The sequence below is a fragment of the Psychrobacter sp. CLB018 genome, from assembly GCF_041222815.1.
GTDB lineage: Bacteria > Pseudomonadota > Gammaproteobacteria > Pseudomonadales > Moraxellaceae > Psychrobacter > Psychrobacter faecalis.
In genome coordinates, this window is record NZ_CP166085.1 from 1,207,148 (window position 1) to 1,230,556 (window position 23,409).

Here is a 23,409-nt window from a genome sequence, read left to right on the forward strand (position 1 = left end):
TATCTTCCTTGATAAATAACACTGTTTTAAATAATGCGAGTTTCTTTTTTAGAGTATCTCCTCATATATTGCTGTTACCTCATTTAACGTCATATCTTTAGGGTTAGTCGCGATTAGCCTAGCATAAGTATTTATAACGATGTCTGCTAAGGCAGGGATGTCTTGGTCTGTGATATCTAATTCGTTTAAGCGATATTTAAGGCCACTCGTCTCTAAAAATATTTTTAACTGTTTGATAAACAAGCTTGCTGCCTCTAAGTCTGTCATACCCAAGGTCTGAGAGGGCATAACAGCATGAGCTAGCTCTGCATAAAGAGGGGCTGCTGCTGATAAGTTAAAGGTGAAGACACCGCACATAACAAGCGCATTGGCATGTCCATGCGGGATATGAAAGTTGATACTAAGCGGGTAGGAAAGTCCGTGTACTGCAGCTACCGAAGAATTCACGAAGGCTATACCAGCCAAAGTTGAGCCTAGTAGCATGTTAGAGCGAGCGTTGATATCGTCGCCTTGGTTTAATACTTTCTCAAAGTTATTCCAGAGCATCTGTAAGCCTTTAACAGCCAACGCATCTGAAATAGGATTCTTTTTAGTACGACTCGTGTACGCTTCAACACAGTGAACCATGGCATCTAAAGCGGTTGCAGCAGTGATATGTCGAGGTAGCTTAAGAGTAAGTGTCGCATCTAGAATGGCGACATCAGGCAGGATTTTGGGAGTGTATATGGCTTTTTTGCTACCATCTTTTGCTGTGATGACTGAGACAAAGGTGGCTTCTGCACCAGTACCAGCGGTGGTCGGTATCGCAAACAAAGGTAGTTTGTTAAAGCCACTAACATCTTTATCCAAAATATCGTTTACCGATTCAAATTCGTTTGGATGTAAGGCGACGATTTTTGCAGTATCGATAGAGCTGCCACCGCCTAAACCGATGACCAAGTCACAGCTGTTGTCTCTGGCAATTTTAATAGCGTCATTGACGATTGCAACAGGTGGATCAGCTACGACACTATCGAATACAACAACATTAACACCAGCTTCTTGTAATGATTGCTGAGCAATATCGACATAGCCTAGCTGAGTGATTCCAGCATCTGTAACGATAATAGCGGACGTCGCACGATACTGCTTAGCTAATGCACCGAGCTTTTGACGCATGCTGTCAGCTTCACTGATGATATGACCATTGGTATAAAACTCAATCCCTGTCATTCTATGCTTCCTTGTATAGATGAGCGAATATTTAAAACCCTCATGAATCTAATATAACAGAGGTGTTTCTCCATATCTATAAGACCGTTATAGGTTTCCTGGTACTTACTCGTACTAAGTATTATTCATAAATTAATCATACTCTAGTCTATATTTATTAAGTTACCTCTTCTATAGGAGTGTCACTTTTAATCAAGCCATTTTTTAATTAAAAAAAGTTTAAATATTATTTGATTCTTACCTCACCTTACATTTCAAATTAAATGACTTTATATTCTAACCTAGAATATTTTCTTCTAGGTTGCTCGTTATAATAGCTTTTATGATAAAAGTATAGACTTGCCATCATGACTGCTTCTCTTAATAATTGTCCTTTAAACGATACTTCCTCTATCGCCCAAGCTTGTGCAATCACCTTCCAAGGTAATGCCAGCAATAACCTGCAACAAGATGCTTTTTTCTTTTTAGATAATTGGTATCAAGAAAACTTAGGCGTTATGGCAGTGACATCAGTCGAGCTTCCTTTTTGTTTAGCAGTCTCTGACGGTGTTGCTAGCTCCAATCATTCACAGCATTGCTCAAAGTCGGTGGTAAAAGCAATTAGCCGGTTGTGGAGTCATGATACAAAGCCAACGGCCGATGCTATTCATCAGCTGGTTAATCAAACCAAGCATTCATCCAAACGTCATGGGGCAGCAGCAACCATTGCTATGGTAGTGGGAGAGTTAAATAGTGATGGAATAATAAAGGCAACGATAACGCATGTGGGTGACAGTCGTGTTTATTGGCTATCTAAAGGTGCAGCACAATGGCAGTGCCTGACTCGAGATCATAATCTGCTAAATGAACTCATCGACCAGAAGGCACAGCAGCAAGGTCGCCAAGCAGATTTTGCAGACTTTAACCGAGAAGGGATGGCGGGGAGTTTATATAGCATTACTGAATGCTTTGCTTTAACCACTGATGACAGCTATACAAGCAGTGAATCACCAGAGAGCATCTCTCGAAAGATTGATGTTAATAGTGGCGACTGTCTCTTGGTTTGTACGGATGGTATTCATGACTTAGTACCGAGTCATGAGTGGCAAACTGTCAGTGCGGAGACAGATTTACAGCATTGGCTAATCACTCTTAAAAACCAAGTTTATGATTCAGAGGGCGATGCTTATGATAATGGGACAGCGATTTTGCTTCGCTTTGATTGAATGATTGTTTTAATAATGAAGCTATAAACTTAACATTGAACGATTTAACTGAGAAACCTATATGCCCACGCACCCAATCGCAAGCTATACAAAGTCGACACGTCTATTCGCTTTATATCAATGTTTGCCTCGGAGTGAAGCTAATGCTATGTCATTAACAGAGCTTATGGTTGGGTACGGTGATAATCCAGATAATCTCGCTAACGAGCGTAAGAACTTAGAGAACGATCTGATTGCTTTAAACCAAATTTTTAACGATGTTTTTTATAGTGACGCTTTAATTCGAGTGCCAGCATGGGGTCAGAATATTAGTGGACAGACAGCACGGTTTTATATTGAGCCTAGCTTTAGCATCGATATTATCAATGAGCAAACAGTGTTCTTTTGGGAGATGCTTGATAAATATACTGCAAACTATTTACCAGTATCTTTTAAGAAAAATATCACAGATAAGCTCACCCAATTAGGTCGGTACAATAAGGATGGTTTCAATCAAAGTAAGCTAGGACAATGGCAAGATTATCTGATTACCTTACCGAGTATAGTTCAAGCACCGAAACTTAATGATGATGTGATTAAAAGTATTCACCAAGCTCTGCTAAATAGACTGCAACTTAAAATAAGTTATCAAAATAAATGGCATGGCAGTTCCGCTGAGAGAGTCATCTATCCCAAAGGACTTATCTTTATTGACAATATGATCTACCTCACAGGCTTTAATCCTACTGATGATCATATCGATGATGACGTATTGCTAAAAGCGCATCGCAACTTTGCAGTCAATCGTATCACTGAGGCAGTAGTCATAGATAAGCAAGTACCTGACTGGGTAGGGAGAAATGCTTTTTCATTAAAGCATTTGAATAAATTAGGTAAGTTAGAACCTACTGATAGTGTTCAGATAAAACTAGTTTTAAGAGTGCAAAAATATGCCTGTCAGCATCTTTATGAGCGTCCATTATCACAAGATCAGCAGATTACTATGATTGATGATACTTGGAATCGAGTCAGCGCTACTGTTGCCAATACTAAGCGTCTGCAAGATTGGTTGGTAAGTATGTCGCAGCTGGCCGTGGTAGTAGAACCGCTAGCATTGAGAGCCGTTATTCATGAACGTTTACAAAGTGCGTTAGAGCTGTATGAGGATTAGTAAGATAACAAGTATTCAACAACTATTAATAAATTATAAGGAAATATAATTGTGAGTGAAGTCAATACCTTAATAAATGCAGTCAGCCAAAAAATCCATGCTTTAGAGACTGCGCAAGCACTCTACAGTCGGCAGCTTTCACCAGATTTTAATACTTTTGATTATATCAATACCGATGAATTAGGACTTAGTAGTATCTTAGCGGCTTTGCTTGATCCAAAAGGCACTCATGCCCAGCAAGAAACCTTTTTAAGACTATTTGTTGAGCATTGTTTGCCGGATATGTATGAAACTTCAGAAAGGCAGGTTTTTCTTAATAATCTTGAGAAGACAGATGTTTTTCTTGAAGAGATCACTGTAAAAAGCAATACCCAACGCCGTATGGATATTTATCTACAATGTCAGGTGGGTGATGACAGTTACGGTATTTGTATTGAAAACAAACCTTATGCGGCAGACCAGTTTGAACAGTTGAAGGATTATGCTGAGGAGCTTGAAAAAAGAAGCCACAAGGCTTGGCATCTTGTCTACTTAAATGAGTCTGATGAAGGTCCAAGCAAATACAGTATTGATACGAGCAAATTAGAAGCGTTGAAAAAGAAGAATCGATATAGCCATCTTCGTTTTAGCGGTCTAATTGTTTGGCTCAAAGCGTGCCAAATAGAATGCCAAAATTATAGTGTTAGTGAGTTTCTCGCACAATTAATCAGTTTTATTCAAAAGCAATTTATGGGGATAGAAGATATGAATGAGTCAAAGTCGATATTAGAGGTTATGTCGTTTAGCGAAGAGAGTGTTGCTAGCTCTATCAAAATAGCTTTAAGTACTCATGAAATGAAAAAGCAACTCGTTGAGAAGTTACAGCGTGATCTAATCACAATTATTGAAGAAAAAAGCAAACCTTATTCAATGATTAAAACCGACCTAAAGGGTGTTAACCGAGAAGAGCAAATTATATTTAATATCAAAGAAAGTGTTCTGGAATTTTGTTTAGGTTTTGGGGGAACGGTTTTTAATTGCCCTTACCTAGGTATTTTTATAGCTAATGAGGATGTAAGCCAAGACCATGAATATTATGAGAAAATTCTGGCTGAGTGTAAGGCTAGCAATGGCATTGCTAGTGAAAATATAAAGGCAGAAGAAGATAAATCAAAGGGCGGTTATTGGTGCGCTTGGTATAATTTTGAACCACATGATTGGTGGTCCAAAACTGAACCATGGGAACAAATTCATAACGGTAAGATGGCACATAAAATCATTAAAGAGCTCGATGGGTACTATAAAGTTTTAAACGATAATAAATTACTAAGTAAATAGTTTTTTTAACTAAATAAGGAAGCTTATTATATGTCAGAACTGAATAGTAAAGTCGGAAACAACGATATAAAGCCATGGATGACAGAGCTTTGGGCATGGGCTGACAAATTTAAGATTCCTGATGAAGTGTTGCCACGTAATCACGCTAATTTATTGGCGTTAACAGACTTGAGTATAGATTGTAGCCAATTAACCAATTTACCTGAAAGTATTGGCTACTTATATAGCTTAACCAATCTTACGCTAAATTGTGAAGCGCTTGAGCATTTACCAGAGTCAGTAGGGCAGTTCAGCCAGTTAGAGGAGCTTATTGTCATTAGTGAAACAATAGAACAGCTTCCTGATAGCTTGGCTAACCTAACCCAGCTACGTGGGTTAGATATCCCTGCTCATTTAGTTGATCAGTTACCGATAGGCATTATTGAAAGGTATCGCAATAATGAGTTGTGGATTAAAAATATTGCTTTTACAAAGTTGTACGCGCCACAAATGAGCGAATATGACTTATCTCGTTATGGGTTTTTTCTTATTAGTGATAATTGGGATGAAAAATCACTAATTGATCTGAGGTTCAAAACAGCGCCAGAGTTCTTACTCGGTTTGCAAACGACTGAAAAAACTATTAAGCAATTTGATGTGGTGGATGGCATTATTATTTGCCAGCTTGATGAAGTGCAAAACGTCATGAATTTGTTTGAAACTACTTTCAACGAATTTATGGGTAACGACCCTACAGATATTAAAAAGGCGCTAAGTTTTTCGAAACCTGCTAAGTTTATACAAGCTAGCACATTAGAAATGTCTAAATCAGACCAAGTACTCAGTCAGATTATTGATCAGATTCCTAAAGATATTACTATAAAAGATATGATGTTTAAAACTGAAAGTAACCGCCATTTTACGTTTGATGAGTTCAAAGTTATATCAGATACTATTGATAATATGGGTGTAGAGGATGAACATATTTTCTATAGTACAGAAGTTGTCGATAAGCCTAAGTACTGTTGGATGGGTATGATATATATGGTTTTGTAGTTGTATTAAGTATAAATATAGCTTGAATGAGTTCGTCAGCATCGTTGCCAGGTAATCACTTAAAAAGCAAAGAATATAGAAGGTGAGAGGTATGAGTACAGCTTTATTCAACGATTTTATCCAAGCGCAAAATACTGTTTATCCATCGGTTATTAAAGAGTTAACTGAAGGGCGTAAGCGTACACATTGGATGTGGTTTATTTTTCCACAGGTGAAAGGCTTGGGGCGCAGTACAATGGCTCGGCGTTTTGCAATTGAGAGTCTAGAGCAAGCAAAAGAGTATTTGCAGCACGACATGCTTGGAGCACGGTTGAGAGAGTGTGCTGAATTACTATTATTGCATCCTGATAAAAGTGCTTTAGAAGTTTTCGGATCAATCGATACGCTGAAATTACACTCTTCGCTTACGTTATTTACTTTAGCATCCTCTAATAAAAAATGTGTTTTTGACGAGCTTTTGGATCAGTATTTTGAAGGCAGTTACGATATAAACTCTATCAGAATGTTAAAGCAAATCGATGATCAGCAATCTAGGTAAATAAAACCGAATGATTTTTCAAAAGGAGATGTAACCCTTAGGGAAGATCAAAATTCAATAAACTAACTATGCCAGATGATAAATATCTTAGAGACTGTGCAAGCGCTCTACAGTCGTTAACTCTCGTCAGAACTTGATACTTTTGACTACCTTCAAACTCCTTAATGATCAGTGAGCATAACCATGAAGTATCAGATTGATGACTCGTATAGAGATGATATACCTAGTGCTGTTCTATATCGACAAACCATGGATCATTACCCAAAGTCTGCTATTGGTTGCTTTATCATCAGTGATGTTTGGGATGAGGAGGCGCTAATAGAGTTAAAAGAGAAGTCAGAGGCTTGGTTTTTAGTAGGCTTGCAAATAGATGATAGTGAATTTAAGCGCTTAGATATTATAGAGGGCGTTATTAGATGTCAGCCTAATGAAGTAGATAAGGTCATTAGAGTACTTGATGTAAACTCTGCAAGTACCATCATCGGTATAGATGTTGTGGATATCAAAAGTCTGTTTGAGTATGGCAATTCATTCCAGTTCATTCAAGCAAGTGCCACAGGTGAATCTATATCGAAATCAGTAAAGGCAGCTACACAGCAGTTAGTTAGTCAATTTATAAAAGCTCGTCATGCTAAGAGACTGTTAGTTACCATAGAGAGTATCGAAAGTCCCTCACTAGAAGTCTTTTCTTATATATCAGAAGCTGTTGAAGCATTATTATCTAATGATGCGTATATATATTACAGCTCAAGAATCACTGATGAGCCAGACTGTTTTTGTTTAAAGGCGTTATATGCTGAAGAGTAGGTAGAGGTCCCGAGCTAAGAGTTCGTCTTTAGTTGAAGTACTATTTTTGATGTTTCCAGTTTTCCTGGTTTAATGGCATTTGGTTGAGTAAATCTCGTCTAGATCGCCAGTCTGGCATGTAAATGTCGAGTAGAGCTTTAAATCTATCGTTGTGCTGCCTTTCTTTGAAATGTAGCAGTTCATGCAAAATGATATATTCCAAACAGGGCAGAGGCTTTTTAGCTAAATCTAAATTAAGCCGTATATTTCCTTCTTCTACATTACAGCTGCCCCATTTTGTTTTCATTTTTTGGATCTGCCAGCTATTTATAGTGACGTCAGTTTTCTTTGACCACTTATCGATAAGATCGGGTGCTCTAGCTTTTAGTCGGCCACGATAGTATTCAGTCAATACCTTAAGTTTTACTTCCTCTGAGGCATCAGTGTTTACGGTTAGGACAAGCTTACCGCCCTTTAGTTTGATCGTCTGAGATTTGAGGGTATCGCTCTCAATCACTTGAAGTCGGTAACGCTTGCCCCAAAGATAATGCGTCTCTCCATTTACCATCTCCCTTGTAGATTGACGCTCTTGCTTGGCAAAGGCAGCCTGCTGACGCCGAATCCAGGGTATACGGTGGATGACAGCCATCCGAATGGCCGTATCGGTCATAGCATCAGGTGCAGATACTCTGACCTGTCCATCAGGTGGCATCACGCTGATATGTAGGTTTTTAATATCCTTGCGAGTTAGATGTATATCTAGCTCACCAATTTTAATAAAGGCTGACTTAATAATCACTGATATTCCTGTTGTGCTTTCACCAAACTAATCAGCTCTTCTAAGTCAGTATCAACTTCATATTCTTTGATGACCTGATGCACCGCATTTGTAATCTTGCGCTCTTTAATTAGATGACCTTGCCAATCAGCCTGTTTATGGAGGCGAATAGCTGCATCAACTTTATCTGCCAAGTCTTCATTCTGATCCAAATTATCATATAGTGCGCGTTTAGCAGGGGTGTTAATGGTCTCAGGGTATGCGTCACCACCTGCACTGCCAGTCGGGTTAATTACTTTAGAGGCTAGCTGGCGTATTTTTTGTAAGTACTCAGCGTAAGCAATGGCTTTTTGTCGGCGTAGCTCAATGAGCTCATCGAGTAGGGCAGACATATGCTCGTAGTACTTTGGGTTGACGGGGTTTTCATCGACAATCGTTTTGCGCACGTTGTTTTCGATGGTCTCTGCGACGTTTTCAGGGTTGCTCGCTATATCCTCAGGTATGGCTTTGATTAAAGCTTCAGGCCCTTGATTGACAATTAACTCAATAAGTCCTAAATCTTCAAAGTCGATAACCGTCTCACTAGGGGTGGCATGAATATAAGTGTCTAACATCCTACGCATGGTCGGCTCGTAGCTTTTCATATCGATATGGTCGCCACTCATAAGCTTGATGTTATTACGAACCGACTCAAAGTGCTTTACATCATCTTTGATGCGTTTGATCTCCTGATCGTTATATCCCGCTTCCGCCATTTCATTGGCAATATTTCCATAAGCACGTATCAGTTTGGAGACGCTTTTGTACAGGGTGAGTCTAAGCTGTTCTTGTTCTATTTTTTCAGCCTCAGTCGTGCCCTCGCTAGGACAAAAGTAAGCACCATAATCTTGTGTATTTCTAGGGTGTTTAACAGGTTCACACAGTCCTCTGACCATCTCTAGGGCATCATCTAGGTTTTGTTTTGCCGCAGTTAAGCGGTTCTTTAACAGCCCATCAATATCTTCATCTTCGTATTCCGAAAACGCGCCTTGCGTATAGTCAGAGATAGTACTATTTAAAGACTGAAATAGATCCTGATAATCAATGATATAGCCATAGTCTTTTTCTGCACCATCGAGTCTATTAACCCGGCAAATAGCCTGAAAAAGGTTATGATCAGCCATCTTTTTATCAATATATAGATAAGTAGCAGAAGGGGCATCAAATCCTGTTAGCAGTTTATCGACGACTATTAGTAGGCGCATTTGACCTGGTTCTTCGATGAAGCGTTTTTTAACTGACTTTTCAAAGTCCTCGGCCTTAGAACCTGCTTCTTGTTCGCTGATATCATAATAATCAGCAATCATCCTGCGATAGATTCGATATTTGAAAAGCTTCTCTGTCATGCCTTCGCCAGTTTCTTCCCCTTTGATGCTATCTGCAGTTGGTAAGTAACTGGTCACAATTGCCACTTTGCCTTTCAAGAAAGAGTTCTCAAAGGCCTCATAAGATTTACAGGCTTGATAAATACTATTGCACACAAGCATGGCATTGCCATGACCATCCATAAGCCTTGGCTTTTTCTGCATATCGAGCAAGATGTCATTGACGATGCACTCTATGCGCGACTGGCTAGACAGAACCCGCTGCATGGTTCCCCATTTTTGCTTAAGCTGGCTTTTAGCAATATTGGTTAAGCCACGAGTATGAGCATCGAACCATTCATCGACTTTCTTAGAGGAGGTAAGCTGTTGATCGATATCACGTGCTTCATACAGGAGGTCCAATACCACACCGTCAGCAACTGCTTCATCGAACTTGTAGGTGTGAATAAAGGGTCCAAATACTTCGATAGATTTCTTCTTATCTTTTTTGAGTAGTGGCGTGCCGGTAAAACCGACAAACATCGCTTCTGGCAATAATGCCTTCATAGCGCCGTGCAGCTTGCCAGACTGAGTGCGGTGACACTCATCAACAAAGACAAATAAATCTCCCTTAGGGCTAAAGTCTGACGGTAAGCTGGCTTGAATTTCCTTTATAAAGTCGTCTGTGTCTTTACTGTCATGGCTATCATCATCACCGCCGCGACCAAATTTATGAACTAAGGAGCAGAGCAACCAAGGGTTAGGCTGATTTAACTGGCTAATAAGATCAGCACCGCTCTTGGTGCGATATATTGATTCATCGACACCAAAAAAGACCTTCTCAATTTGTTCATCAAGCTCGGTACGGTCAGTAATAATGAGTACACGGCTATTGGTAACATTCTCCCGTATCCATTTAGCCAGCCAAACCATGGTCAAGCTTTTGCCTGAGCCTTGGGTATGCCAAACAATCCCATCCTTGCGCTGAGCAATGTGTTTTTTTGCCGCCTGTATCCCGAAATACTGATTGTGTCGGCAAGTCTTTTTGACACCCGAATCAAAAACAATGAAGTTATTGATGATGTCTAAAAATCGGTGCTTATTGCACATATGATATAGATGGAAGTCTAAGGGCTGATCGGTGAAGTTAGCGTTTGCTAAAGTAAGATGCGTCGGTACGCTAGAATCAGACTGGGGCGTATGATTGGGGTTGGCTTCTTTCCATTCTAAATAATACTTCTCAGGCGTTTCGATCGTGCCATAGCGTAAACCTTGGGTATCATTACCTGCCATAACCAATTGAATAGTGCTAAAGAAGCTGCGAATAAATTCTTTCTTTTGGTTGTCTAGGTTCTGACGAATGCCTTCGGTGACGTTGATGGTTGAGCGTTTAAGCTCGATCACGCCCAGTGCAATACCGTTGACATAAAGGACAATATCGGGACGTTTTTTATTTTCGCCATTGATGGAGACTTCTTCGGCAATGGCAAAGTCATTGACCTCTATGTTGTCCCAATCAATCAACCAGACGGTCTCTTTATGATCACCAGTACCTTCTTTTTCTTTAATGCCATAGCGCAGTAGTTCATAGACCTTTTTATTGGCATCGTATAATTTAACGCCACTGCCTATAGCGGCTGCTTTTTCTAGAGCGTTTATGGCTCTATTTTGCAGCGTACGGCTGACGTTACGTGAGCTTAGCCACGCCGCTAAAATCTCGGACTCAATGTTTTTGTTATTAGGTCGGTCTTTGAAGTCGCCTAGATAACGGTAGCCTAGTGTGTCGGTAAAGAATCGTACGACACGGTTTTGTGTGAGTCTTTCTATGTCAGTGACGTTACTCATGATTCAGCGTCCTCTGAAATTAGATTAAGACCTTGCATCAAAATCTCTAACATTTCATCTTCATGAGTTTGGATCATTGTTTTATCCCATATTTCTTTTTTATTTTTAGTGTATTCAACCATTTTAAGTAGTTTTAAGCTATCAATTTGCCCATTTTCAATATCTCTACCATCTGAAAAATATTTCACCTTTACTTCAGGCATATCATTGCTTACTCGCGAGTTAAGGCTATGACTAATCAAACACAAATTGCCAAACGAATGAAGTAGCGTATCTTCTGTATTTTTATCATCTATAAAAAGTTTATCATCTCGTTTATTTTGAGGGTAAAAGTGTTCTATAGAGCTTCGAGCAGTAAATATAAATTTAGGCCCGTTACCCTTTTTCCAAAGCAAATAATCTAAATAATTAAATACGAAGATATTACGAATATTGCCATACCTAAGATAATGCCTAATATGTGTACGTAAACTATCAGGATTCAAATTATCGTCAGTATCTTTAGATAGGACTTGATTAAAGTCTGAGGTTTGATAAATGATTTGGTGATAATTATCTCGTTCATTAGTTAAATAGAGTCTTAACATAAATGCACGAGCAAGTCCTTCTAGATATTGGATATACTTGTCACCGTTAATAACTTGTTTACCATTCAAGTCATAACTTTCTTTAAAGCTGTTATGTAGATAGTACAGGCTAGCATTCAACCAATGCTTATAGTTCATGGTTGGCGCTGACACGTGAAAAACGCTCTGCAACATTATCAGTTTTTTATTAGTTTTCTCATCTTCAAAACTGTTATAAAAATCTAGAGGGCGGTCTTTGCCTCTTTTTTCTAATTTTTCTAATGACCAATGCTTATCATCAAGTGGTTTACGCTTGATCACGTATTTATCAAATAAGAACTTAGTTTTAAGTAAAGCATAAATAAATTTTGTAGTCTGCTCATAGGGTTCTGCTACATCCCTACCTATAATATATTTTTCAAACTGTGGTAACAACTGCTTATCATCTAGTGAGATGTCTACTAATTCGCCATCTGTATTTAGCATAATCTTTAGAACATGCAATAAGAAGTTTGGAAAATTGACTACGCTGTAATAAATCTCACTGTCATCATCTTTGTTCTTATTTTTGTCTTTAGGGTTAGGAGGAATAACCGTGTCTTTATCAAATAAAATTTTGTGTAATGATAAACTTGAGTTAGCCGTTTCATCTTTAATAGGGTTAGCAACTTTCTGATTTAGGTTGCTTTGCTTAAGTGCTTCATCTTCTGCATTATTTTTATAATGCGCTAATAGATCTTGGAATTTCATCGCTGTAAGATTATTCCATCCCCCTGAAAATATAGCTGTGCGTAGGCTAGTACTAAAACCATACTGCACATACTTATTCATGTTGGCGCAGGCTTCCCAAACATCATGAATTAGGGCTTTAGCTAATTTTTTATCATCAGTTTCTATATCCTTTTCCTTCGCTTCTTCAATAATTGATAACAACCGCGCCTTTATAATTTCATGCTTTTCTAACTGTTCACCTCGGTTATTCATCACTTCAAAATAATGGTTTAGGTCTGTTTCCTCAGGTACAGGTACTTGGGCTATTAGTACTTTTTCAAATAGATATGTACAGAATTGATTCAGAGTTATTTTAGAGCTTTTAGTCTTATCATCTATTTTGAAAGACTGTTGTAAGACCTCTTTTATTATTTTAAAACCATCTAAAATAGCTCCATTTAGGCTCTCATACTTTAAATCTGTTTCTTGCGTACCATCAAAAAGTAGCTGAAGAGTTTCGTGTGATTGAGGACGACTTTCAAAATATATATTAGGTTTTTTAAAGTCTAGTAAATATTGGGCACAATTAGAGTTCTCATTGTTATCTAAACATAGGGCTAGAAGGGTAAGTGTAGTCAGCCTCTGTTGACCGTCTATGACTTCTAGTGTGCCATCCTTTCTTTTAAACACAACAAGAGTACCTATATAATAAGGAGCGTCTTTTTGACAAGCATCTAGCACGTCATCAATGAGCGCTTGAATCTCACCCTTACCCCAAGCATAGTTGCGCTGATACATAGGAATCAGGTATGAGTGCTCTGTAAGTAGCTGTTGTAGGTTTAGTGAGAGTACTGATGGTTCTGTCATGTCATAAGTCCTAGAAAAATTTAGCTCAAATAATCATTAAACTAAATAGTTTAGATGCTTAAATAGTTTATAGATTTTATAGTGTTTACTTGCACTATCAGCATCTTCATTAATTGGTTTATTATTTTTATCAACAGCTGTTTTATTGATAGAAAGTTTGTTGGTGACTAAAATCTCTTTAGCAGAGATAGATTGTTGAATAATTCTAAATATCCCATCATAACTTTTGGCAGTATTATCCAGCGTAGATAGCCTAACTGCGTACTCAGTCAAGCGCATGCTATAAGCCCAAATGAATATAGCCTCAATAGCTTGCGACAAATCCTGCGTACCGAATTTATCAATATAATAAATCAATGCGTTATCGAATAAATTACGGCTATATTTATCGCCTTTTCTGTGGCCTTCGCTATAAGTATTAAGCGTATGGATAATGGCAGAAGCTCGCGTATTCAAAGTGTGATTGCTCAACACAACGGAACAGCAGCTACTATCAGTATCCATAATGGCGTGGCAGTCTGTGTCCTTTAACTTACGGAGAGTAGCATCATAAACGGGCGCTTGTTTTATCTGTTTGATCAAAGTGTGATAGTGCTGAACCATATCAAAAAATCGCTGCCCATTAACAATGGTTTGATCAAGCTGAAAAGGGTAAGGCATGATTTGCTTATCAATAACTCGGTCCGAGCTGGCGTTATATTGATCAATATAGTGCTTAGAGATAAGCAGGGTTTGAGCGTACGGAGGTAGATGGTCTTTATCTAAGTTAATTCCTTTAAAGACATCGATATGATTTTTGGTAAAAGAACGAGCAGACTTACGCTGCGACCAATGTTTGATTCTAAACAAGTGATGGGCGAATAACTTCGCTAGCTTGTCATCATCTAATTTTTCCCAATACGCTACCGTCTTAGCTTTTAGTTCCTGATCATCGGTATCAAACTCACGCAAGTGAAAAGCCTTAAGCAAGTCATGCGGATAAAGCTCTTTGCCGCGGGAGTTCTGTGAGTCAAAAAACTGAAACGCTTCTGACTCATCTTCTAAGATAAAGATGACGACTTGACACTTATGTAGCAAAAAGTCGATATGGTCGATACTCAGCTCACCACGGCTGATAACGCGTAGTATCTCTTGAAAGTTTGTATGCAGATTATAGACAGAGATATCACTGGCAAACTTTTGATGTTCAGCCAGCTTTGGCACGCTCTGAGTAAGATTACCTAATACCTCGCGAATCGTTTGCTCAGATTCAGGCTGACTTGAGTCATCAAGATTATAATATTTGATAATCGCCATGACCGTCAGCATAAGCGTTAAGGTGCGCTGCTGACCATCGACGATATTAAGAACAATGTTGCCCTCATCGTTTTCAGAGCTATGCAGTACGATAGTACCCAGTCGATAGGCAGGCTTGTCACTTTGGGTTTTGATATCGTTGAATAAACTAGCGATATTGTGCTGATCCCATTTGTAGGGGCGCTGATACTCAGGGATAGTTAGGCGGCTTTCATTCAGCAGGTCGGCTACGGAGACGATAGTTTCATGCTCTAAGGTTGTGGAGTCACTCATGCTTGCAGCTCGCCTTTACTAGCTAACGTTTGGGTGTCTGACTTAGCAGATGAATCTAGCAACCGCACTTTACCTGTCAACAGCTGCTGCATCATGCCTTGCTTGATGTCTTTAGTTTTCTCCAAGCGCTGCTGCAATACCTGAATCTCGTTATCCATGTCGGAGAGAGTAGTGGCGATGGCGATTTGTTCGTTCTTGGAAGGTGCAAGAGTTAATAGATTTTTTAGCTGAGTACCTGTAATAAGAGGTTGACCTGAACCAAAGACCAAAGTGTTTAAATCTTTTTGAACTAACCATGATTTTACAAACTGAATGCTATTATCTGAGTTCGTATTAATAATAATAGTGTTATCAGAGACCCCATACTTGCCATCTACAAAATTAACACGTCCAGCATTGGCTCCAACTCTAGCCACTAAAATAGCTTCTTGATTGTAAGAGGGTATTTTACATTTACCAATTTGACCCGTAGAGCCATAGAGAGGGTAAATGCCAAACTTGTCTTTGATATTTTTTCCGGATTTAATCTGAATAGATAAATCCCCCAAAGGTTTAACCTCCCAATCCTCAGGGATCTGCCCCAATTCAGTCTGTTTAAACCCTTTAGCACTACCATCTTCACGAGTGGCAAACTCAGGTAGGCGCGTTTTTCCAGTGAGTAGCTGCTGCATCGTGCCCGTTTTAATGGCTTCTTTTTTTGCAATCAGCTTTTCTAGCGATTGAATTAAATTATCGACATCAGATAGGGCAGTGGCGATGGCGGTTTGTTCTATTAGTTTAGGCAGTGGGAGCAATAATTTTTGCATCGTTGCCTTAGGGACGAAGCCCATTCCTGAACCTGATTGTTGTGCCTGAATTTTTTCTGACTGCTTTGGTGAATTGATCAGTTGAGCTAAGAATTTTGGAGCAACCTTTCTGGGGTCGGGGATAATTCTCATCACATTCCAAGCAAAAGTTGCAGTTATGTCACTTTCCCATAAAGCACCAGTTCCCAATCTAGCTCCAATATTAGAAAATAAGAAATCGTTTCTCTTAACACTATAGCGCTGGTTGTATTTCAGATAACTTTTGTAGGAGATTTGATCGGCATCATTTAGGGATATAACCTGATCAATGACATTATTAGCCTTAAGGATCGGAACTCCTACATAAACATACTCAGGTTTATCAATAGCAGTGTTTATACCCTGAAGCATATCGATAGTAATATCCATCAACAAAGAAACCCCCCAATCCTCAGGAATAACCCCAACCTCAGTTTGCTTATAGCCTTCAGGCACTTTAACCTCACTCATTACGCCACTCCCATCGCTTGCAGATGCGCTTGTACTTTTTGGCTTAACGTCTCCACCTCATCTACTATTTTCGATAAAGGCTCAGCATAACGCTCATCCAGCTCTTTGATACGATTGGCAAGTTGGGCAGTGATACGCTCAATCTCATCTTCGATACGCCCTTGTAGCGTGGCGTGCCATTTATCATCAGTCAATAGCGTTTTGATAGCCGTTTCATCCAAAGTTGGGTAGTGTTTAAATACCGCTAGATCTAACGCATCTTGTGCTTCTTTTAATACCTTTTTTGTATTGGCTTCAGTATCGAAGTAAGAAAGCAACTGATGGAGTGCATTTTTTTCATCGCTATCGGTGGCGAGCTTGAGACGGGCGTTGACACTAGACTTATTAAAGCTGCCTTTGTCATTGGCGGCATCTGCTAGTAAGCCTTCCTCATCGCCATGCTCCTCAACGTAGTCAGCTATGGTACTTGAGATGGTGTCTAGCTCAGCCTGTAGCGCATCGATATGGGCTTGCTCATCGTTATAGTAACGGTCGATGATAAGCGCTGGCGGGATAAGCTCGGCTTTGTACTTGACCTTATTGATAATCAGGTCAGGTTCTTCTTTAAGCTTTTCACCCTTAGCCACGACCAACTTGCGCAGCTGTGCGCCTACTTGCCAGCCATCTTGGCTAATAGCATAGATGTCGTCCTGCAAGCTCTCACTCCAGTAGTCCATCAGGATTTGATAGATATCGTATTTATCGAGTAGGGGCGCTATTTCGTAGCGTTGTAGTAGGTCTTCGCTGATTTTGTGAATAAGCGCTTTAGGTCTATCGCCTGTGGTGATTTCACTTAACTGGATAGCTTGCCACCAGTCATTGAATGGCGTTAAGCTTTGCTCAGCAAAGGCAATAAACTCAGGATGAGCCAATACCGCTGCTTTGACCTCGGTCGATGCCACAAGACACTCACGATAACCTTCACGCAAATCAGAAAATAGCGTCTGGCGTAAGGTAGGTAGTACTTGCCAATAAGACTCTAGAGAGTCGATATCGGCAACAGGGATACCGCCTTTTAAATGCGCGGTCAGATCATGCTGATCTTCATCGATACTGGCATCGATATAGCGAGGAATGTTTAAGTTATAGTCGTTATCAATGATTTCATCTAGCTCAACCATTCGGCTATAGCCTTCTAGAGCGATTTGAGAATTAAAGACATCGACGATTTTGTGGATATCTTGACTACGTAGGCGGTTTTTATTGCCATCTTTCATATAGCCGCGGCTGGCATCGATCATAAATAGACCCGCATCACCTTTTGCTCGGCTCTCAGCAGTATTTTTATCTATCACGATGACACAAGCAGGGATGCCTGTACCGTAGAATAGGTTGGCTGGCAAGCCGATGATGCCTTTAATGTAGCCTTGCTTGATTAAGTTCTGGCGGATATGTGCTTCAGCGTTACCACGGAACAGTACGCCATGTGGCAAGATCACTGCGCCAACGCCCGTGCTTTTTAAACTTTTGATGATATGTAAAAGAAAAGCATAATCACCGTTCTTCTCGGGCGGAATACCCCAGGTAAAGCGGTCAAACTCATCAGACTCTGGGTTTAAGCCACTGGTCCAGTTTTTATTACTAAACGGCGGGTTTGCCACGATAAAATCAAAAGTCTTAAGCTGATTGCCCTCTACAAAGTGCGGTGAGGATAGAGTATTGCCTTTATAGATGTCAGCGCCTGTGGCCCCATGCAATATCATGTTCATCTTCGCCAATGCGGTAGTCGCGAAATCCATCTCTTGACCATAGATAGTCAAGCCGTTTGGTGCTTCATCACTAACCTTTAGCAGTAGAGAACCTGAACCGCACGCTGGGTCATAGACAGTTGCGTCTAGTGGTGTATTGTCATCTACACCGATAATCTTCGCTAGAATACGTGACACTTCTGATGGCGTATAAAACTGCCCCTTTGACTTACCTGATTCGGTGGCGAAATGACGCATCAGATACTCGTAAGCATCGCCCAGCAGGTCATCACCATCAGCACGGTTGCCTGATAAATCCAAACCTTCAAATATACCAATCAGCTTAGACAAGCGATCGACATGCTCTTTGCCTGTACCGAGCTTTTCTTCATCGTTAAAGTCAGCTACATCAATGACACCGCGCAAACCGTTGGCGTCAGCCAGCTTAGCGATAATCTTATCAACCTTTTCGCCAATTTCCTTGTCACCTTTCAGCGCCACCATGTCATCGAAGCTACCACCTTCTGGTACTACGATATCGCCAAAGGCATCGTCTTTATATTTATCAGACACGTACTTCATAAATAGCATGGTCAATACGTAGTCTTTGTATTGGCTGGCATCCATGCCACCGCGTAGCTCATTGCAACTTGCCCAAAGGGTAGAATAAATCTCGGTTTTCTTAAGTGCCATAGTTATAAATCTTATGATCAGAGGAGGTTTTATTAAATGAAAAATTATCGAAGAATGGTATCACACAACAGCTCGTATTCTCGTTATATAGACTGACTTAAAAGGTTAATAGATATATGCTCTAGTCTAGCGTCAGTGTAGATAGGATAGAAGAGCATTAAAATAGTAATAGAGATTCAAACGTCATCTAATGTCGTAAGTGGTCAGTGGTAGCTTAAGCTATCGGAGTTTTTCAGGCTATTCTCCAATCAAAAATATAAATGCATGTAGCTATTAATTCTCGAGATTATCTATTATTTCCTAAATATTATTTGCCAATCATTTTCTAGTCATTTGTTTATGTTACTATTCCCTTTTTGTAAGTTACAGCTTGTAATGACGGGTCTTGCCTGTCGTTATGGATGGTTTTTCACGTAGATATTTATTAGTAAATTGAGCTGACTCTAATTTAGCTAGATTTGGATGCAATAGGTTGAATAACAAAGCTTTCAATCTTTTATTTGGTGGGATAGGTGGTATTGATGGATTTGTTAGGTTTAGCACAATTTTCGCAAAAGTTCTTCATTTTGCCCGCATCGATGTTTTTCTTCGTTGTGATTATCGGTTTTACTTTTTATTTTAACTATACTAAGCCTGCCAAGTTACTAAAGATCAGATTGTCAAAGTTGGCTAACAGTTTAGAAGGGCTTGATAAAAAAGCAAAAACTGATAAAGATTCACTAGATGCAAGTTTTACCGATGACCCTGTATTGAGCCAGGCTTGGTTAAATTACAAACAAACTCTTCATGATATTCATGAAGTGATAGACGGTGAAAGTGTTAGAGAACACTCACGGGCAACTGTACCCAGTGAGATATTTTTCACGGAATCCATCGTAGTAGATATTCCGTTGAAGGTGGATTTTTACAAGCACTTACCCGGAATAATTACCGGTATCGGTATTATTGCGACCTTTATAGGCTTACTGTCTGGATTATTAGCATTCGACCCTGCGGGTAATCCTGACAAGGTTCAAGACAGTTTAGATTTACTACTAAACGGGGTTGCAGAAGCTTTTATGGCTTCTGCATTAGCTATTTTCGCAGCCATGCTTATTACATTTTTTGAAAAGTCTTGGTTAAGAAAATGTTATGAGCAATTACAACGCTTAAATACAGCCATTGATAACACTTTTACTGCTGATGAAAGTGGTGAGGAGTATCTGGCTAAATTACTTAAGTCTTCTCAAGCAAATGAAGCTAATGCTCGGCAGCTTAAAGATAGTCTGGTTAATGACTTAAAAACCATGATGACTAACTTGGTCGAAGAGAATAAAAGAAATCAAGCTGCCTTTGCAACTCAACTAAGTGACTCTTATGCGCAATCAAGCCAGTCGATGGCAACACAGATTGGCGAGTCTATTAAAGATAGCCTCCAAGACCCTTTAGATAAAATTGCTTCAAGCGTGCAGCAAGTCAGTGGTGATCAAGGTTCGGCTGTGCAAGATCTTATGACTGATGTGCTAACTGCGTTTATGAGTAAGTTAGAAACGACGTTCGGTGGTCAAATGACGGGCATGAGTGAGATGATGACCCAGTCTGTTACTGCTATGCGCGAGATGCAGTCAGGTTTCTCTCAATTAATGATAGATATGCAAACTAACAGTGAAGTGTCGACTAAAACGTTAGAGACACAAATGGCTAAAATGATGGAGGATATCCATCAAAAGCAAAATGAGATGTCTACCCAAATGAATGAGATGGTAGAAAATCTATCTGCAGGTTCGGCTAAAATTGGTGAGCAAGGCCTACATGTGGTTGAGCAGTTGAATAGTAAGGTTTCAGATCTTGTCTCAGGTTTAGGTACTTCAATGTCAGATCTGCTGTCAAATGTTGCAGAGCAACGTATCGAGCAAGATCGGCAGATATCAGATAATCAACAAAAACTACACGAACAGTCCTCTGTATTGATTGATAACTTAGGTAGTGAAATTAAAGAGCTCATTACGCATAGCAAAGAAGCCGTTCAAACTCATAAAGAAAACATCCAAAAACTGTCTCAAGTAACTACAGATAGTATCACTGGTATGAATAGTGGTGCAGAAAGAATGCGCTTGGCTGCTGAGCAGTTTACTACGGCTGGTAGTTCGCTAAGCACAGTGACTAGTAAGACATCAGAGCTTATTGCACAGGTTAATACGACTTCAACCAACATGACCAGTGCAAGCAGTAATCTTATTGAGTTGATAAGAGATTATAAGAATTCTCAAAACAGTGTTAATACTGCCATTGAAGCACTAGAAAGTCTCATTCAGCAATCAAAGTCTGAAGCTGGAATGACTAGTCAAATGCTTAATGATATGCAGAATATGACGACAGCTTTAAGCCAAGTGAAGAGAGAGATGCAAGAATATTTGGCAGAAGTTAGTGATGTTCTAGTGAAGAGCTTTGATAGCTTTGGTACTTCCGTTGAAAGTAGTTTAAATCAATCGTTGGTGTCTTTTGACAACACACTTAACCAAGCCGTTCAACGCCTTGCAACTGGTGTTGAAGGCTTAGGTAATGTGGTTGAAGACCTTGAAGATCTTACCCAAAGAACTAGACGCTAATTTTGGAGTGTATCGCTAATGATTGGTAATAGGTACGCTAAAAAACCTCGTTCGAAAGATGAGGGTGAGAAACCTTTTTGGATCTCATTTGCTGACTTAATGACAGCACTAATGACGCTCTTTTTAGTAGTGATGGCAGTATCTTTAATGGTAGTCACTAAGAAAATTAACGAAGCAACGCAAGCTGAAAAAGAACGTAGTTCAGAGATCTTGGATATTTGTACGAGTATTAAAGACGACCCTACTTTAAAGAATCAGCTTATCACCGTAGACTGTAAAGAGAACCGTATTAACTTTGGTGAAGCAGGGCGTTTTGGATACAATGATTACCGACTGAATGCAGAGGGCATAAAGGCTTTAAGTGCTTTGGTACCTGTTGTCTTGGAAGCGGCTAATAGTGAAAACGGCAAAAAATGGTTCAAACAGATTGTGATTGAAGGTTTTACAGATACTGATGGCTCATACTTATATAACTTGAATTTAAGTCTGCGTCGTTCGGAGTGGGTGATGTGCAGTTTATTGGATCCTACATTTAACCCAGAGCTCACTTTAACTGATGAGCAAAAAAACCAAATCAAACAGCTGTTTCTAGCTGGAGGTGTATCGTTTAATGCAGCAAAAGACAGTAAAGAAGCTTCGCGCCGTGTAGAACTAAGAATGCAGTTTTATGGTTTAAAAGAAAAAGAAAGTGCTGAGGCGCAGCCTATTTTCGTTTCTGCCCCTATTGAAACCTGTCAGCTGGCAAGGTGAATGTGATGAGTATCGCTATATTAAAGCAGAGGTTAAATCAGAGTGTCGATAAGTTCTCTGAACCTGCCCAAATGCATAATAAGTTTGCCAGACCAAAAAAATTAATTAAGACGTTAGAAATCATTGAACGTAAGTTTGATGATATGGAAAATGCTCAGCCTATCGAAGAAAAAATTGTTAACTCAATTTTAAAGTTAGAGAAGCATGGTACCGACTATCTAACAAAGCGCGATTGGAAGAACCTGGCTTGGTCGCTCAGTAAAAAGCTGCTAAGTTATGAGGACAAGATGCTTTTCACTTTCAAAGGTAGCGAGCTCATTGAACAATTCAGCAAAATGGAGCCTGATTTACTAAAAGCTGTTTATTTCCCTCTGCTTTATAGTTATTTTGCGGTAGAACAAGATGAGATAAATAAACGGCCAAATAACTGGATTGGGCTCAGAAATATCTTAAATACCAACCGTTCTACGTTGTTTCAAGCCACTCTTAGGCCTAAAAAATGGCTTACTACGTTAACTGATCATCCTGAAGTGCTTTCGCTAGATCCTTCCAAAAGATTTATTCATGACTTTTTACATAATAGTGATGACAGCAGAGTGAGTAGCCAGTTAGAAAGCTTAAGTATCGCTCCTAATAGCTGGTTCTGGGATAGCTTGGTAAGTTCATCTATCAAGTCAGTCAAGACAATGAAAGAAGATGATTACTTTAAAGTGATACCTCGTTTCTTGCTCCTCCTCGAAAAAAATCCAATTTATACCACAGCTATTTTAACGGCTCTACTTGAACGTTATGCTTCTACTTCAAGACGTACACTTGTACACGAAGCTTTAAAGTATGTTTGTTTGACGCAATGGGGTAACCCGCAATATGACTCAGCAGCAGGTTGGCGGAATGTAAACCCAGATACTAGAAAAATGGTAGTTCAGTGGTTTGTCAGAGCAGATTTAGAGGCTTTCTTTAAATTATTCAGCCAAACAGCTGATGTCGACCGCTTTGATTATTGGATTAAGTTTATTGATAAAATCTCGTTTTCTCAGATATTTTTAGGCCCAGCCGCCGTGCAATCTAGACATGCTGAGCATAGAAAGTTCAGAGAGCTTAATCATGGCAGATTAAAAAATATTACGGGTTCTACTCCTAGTAACAATGCTTTTCTACTTAAAATTGATAACGTTCATATTGTTGATTTTTCAGATACTGGAAATGCCTGCTATGGGTATGGTGACTTACCTTTTAATCTTAGTAAGAAAAACATAACGGTTCATGAATTAAAGAGCAAACAGCATTCAATATTTAAAAGTGATTCTGGTCGAGCAACGAGTTTGAGCCATTCAGGAAACTGGGAAGCAAAATTTGATGAAAAACTCGCTGAGCTAGGCGTCTTTGCCAGCCAATCCAGTAGTCCAAAATACAAAAAACGTTATTAAAGAGCTG

General features: G+C 39.5%; 16 protein-coding genes. 9 read left to right on the top strand and 7 right to left on the bottom strand.

The window, feature by feature from the left end; translation table 11 throughout:
* Positions 1 to 48: 48 nt before the first annotated feature.
* The gene (locus AB8P72_RS05215) at positions 49 to 1,212 is read right to left on the bottom strand and encodes an iron-containing alcohol dehydrogenase (protein ID WP_238049399.1); all 1,164 of its coding nucleotides are present in this window, start codon (positions 1,210 to 1,212) and stop codon (positions 49 to 51) included.
* Between the two features lie 347 nt (positions 1,213 to 1,559).
* Here AB8P72_RS05215 and AB8P72_RS05220 point away from each other — a divergent pair, with 347 nt between their 5' ends.
* The 6 genes from AB8P72_RS05220 (at position 1,560) to AB8P72_RS05245 (ending at position 7,264) form a co-directional block, all read left to right on the top strand.
* Entirely contained in the window at positions 1,560 to 2,417 is an 858-nt protein-coding gene (locus AB8P72_RS05220) for a PP2C family serine/threonine-protein phosphatase (RefSeq protein ID WP_369958153.1), read from the top strand.
* Positions 2,418 to 2,565: 148 nt separating this feature from the next.
* Complete coding sequence (locus AB8P72_RS05225) at positions 2,566 to 3,567, top strand: helix-turn-helix transcriptional regulator (RefSeq protein WP_369958154.1); 1,002 nt, start codon at positions 2,566 to 2,568, stop codon at positions 3,565 to 3,567.
* 51 nt (positions 3,568 to 3,618) lie between these two features.
* The gene (locus AB8P72_RS05230) at positions 3,619 to 4,884 is read left to right on the top strand and encodes a PD-(D/E)XK nuclease family protein (RefSeq protein ID WP_238049396.1); all 1,266 of its coding nucleotides are present in this window, start codon (positions 3,619 to 3,621) and stop codon (positions 4,882 to 4,884) included.
* A gap of 30 nt (positions 4,885 to 4,914) precedes the next feature.
* Positions 4,915 to 5,919: a leucine-rich repeat domain-containing protein gene (locus tag AB8P72_RS05235; protein WP_369958155.1), complete on the top strand. Its 1,005-nt coding sequence runs from the start codon at positions 4,915 to 4,917 to the stop codon at positions 5,917 to 5,919.
* A 91-nt stretch (positions 5,920 to 6,010) separates the two neighbouring features.
* Positions 6,011 to 6,457, top strand: a complete 447-nt coding sequence (locus AB8P72_RS05240) for a DUF1810 domain-containing protein (RefSeq protein WP_369958156.1) — start codon at positions 6,011 to 6,013, stop codon at positions 6,455 to 6,457.
* 183 nt (positions 6,458 to 6,640) lie between these two features.
* Positions 6,641 to 7,264, top strand: a complete 624-nt coding sequence (locus AB8P72_RS05245) for a hypothetical protein (RefSeq protein WP_306495681.1) — start codon at positions 6,641 to 6,643, stop codon at positions 7,262 to 7,264.
* Between the two features lie 40 nt (positions 7,265 to 7,304).
* On the opposite strand, the gene AB8P72_RS05250 is transcribed toward AB8P72_RS05245, so the two are convergent.
* The 6 genes from AB8P72_RS05250 to AB8P72_RS05275 are packed head-to-tail and all read right to left on the bottom strand — an operon-like array spanning position 7,305 to position 18,637.
* Complete coding sequence (locus AB8P72_RS05250; RefSeq protein ID WP_201559357.1) at positions 7,305 to 8,042, bottom strand: M48 family metallopeptidase; 738 nt, start codon at positions 8,040 to 8,042, stop codon at positions 7,305 to 7,307.
* Positions 8,039 to 11,209 carry a type I restriction endonuclease subunit R gene (locus AB8P72_RS05255; RefSeq protein ID WP_369958157.1) on the bottom strand — a complete coding sequence of 1,057 codons (3,171 nt, stop codon included), beginning with the start codon at positions 11,207 to 11,209 and terminating at the stop codon, positions 8,039 to 8,041. The genes AB8P72_RS05250 and AB8P72_RS05255 overlap by 4 nt, the downstream gene beginning before the upstream one ends.
* A complete protein-coding gene (locus AB8P72_RS05260) occupies positions 11,206 to 13,353 on the bottom strand; it encodes a DUF262 domain-containing protein (RefSeq protein ID WP_369958158.1) in 2,148 nt (715 codons plus the stop codon). The genes AB8P72_RS05255 and AB8P72_RS05260 overlap by 4 nt, the downstream gene beginning before the upstream one ends.
* Positions 13,354 to 13,389: 36 nt before the next feature.
* Positions 13,390 to 14,922, bottom strand: coding sequence for a DUF262 domain-containing protein (locus AB8P72_RS05265; protein WP_369958159.1), 1,533 nt, complete (start codon positions 14,920 to 14,922; stop codon positions 13,390 to 13,392).
* Complete coding sequence (locus AB8P72_RS05270) at positions 14,919 to 16,217, bottom strand: restriction endonuclease subunit S (RefSeq protein ID WP_369958160.1); 1,299 nt, start codon at positions 16,215 to 16,217, stop codon at positions 14,919 to 14,921. Before AB8P72_RS05270 ends, AB8P72_RS05265 begins: the two co-directional genes overlap by 4 nt.
* Positions 16,217 to 18,637, bottom strand: coding sequence for a type I restriction-modification system subunit M (locus tag AB8P72_RS05275; RefSeq protein WP_369958161.1), 2,421 nt, complete (start codon positions 18,635 to 18,637; stop codon positions 16,217 to 16,219). The genes AB8P72_RS05270 and AB8P72_RS05275 overlap by 1 nt, the downstream gene beginning before the upstream one ends.
* Before the next feature lie 521 nt (positions 18,638 to 19,158).
* Between AB8P72_RS05275 and zorA the strand changes: the two genes are divergently transcribed.
* Genes zorA through AB8P72_RS05290 form a run of 3 tightly spaced genes read left to right on the top strand, consistent with a single transcriptional unit; the run spans position 19,159 to position 23,402 of the window.
* Complete coding sequence (gene zorA, locus AB8P72_RS05280; protein ID WP_369958162.1) at positions 19,159 to 21,225, top strand: anti-phage ZorAB system protein ZorA; 2,067 nt, start codon at positions 19,159 to 19,161, stop codon at positions 21,223 to 21,225.
* Positions 21,226 to 21,243: 18 nt separating this feature from the next.
* Positions 21,244 to 21,975, top strand: coding sequence for a type I Zorya anti-phage system protein ZorB1 (gene zorB1 / locus AB8P72_RS05285; RefSeq protein WP_369958163.1), 732 nt, complete (start codon positions 21,244 to 21,246; stop codon positions 21,973 to 21,975).
* A 5-nt stretch (positions 21,976 to 21,980) separates the two neighbouring features.
* A complete protein-coding gene (locus tag AB8P72_RS05290; protein WP_369958164.1) occupies positions 21,981 to 23,402 on the top strand; it encodes an EH signature domain-containing protein in 1,422 nt (473 codons plus the stop codon).
* The last annotated feature ends 7 nt before the right edge of the window (positions 23,403 to 23,409 follow it).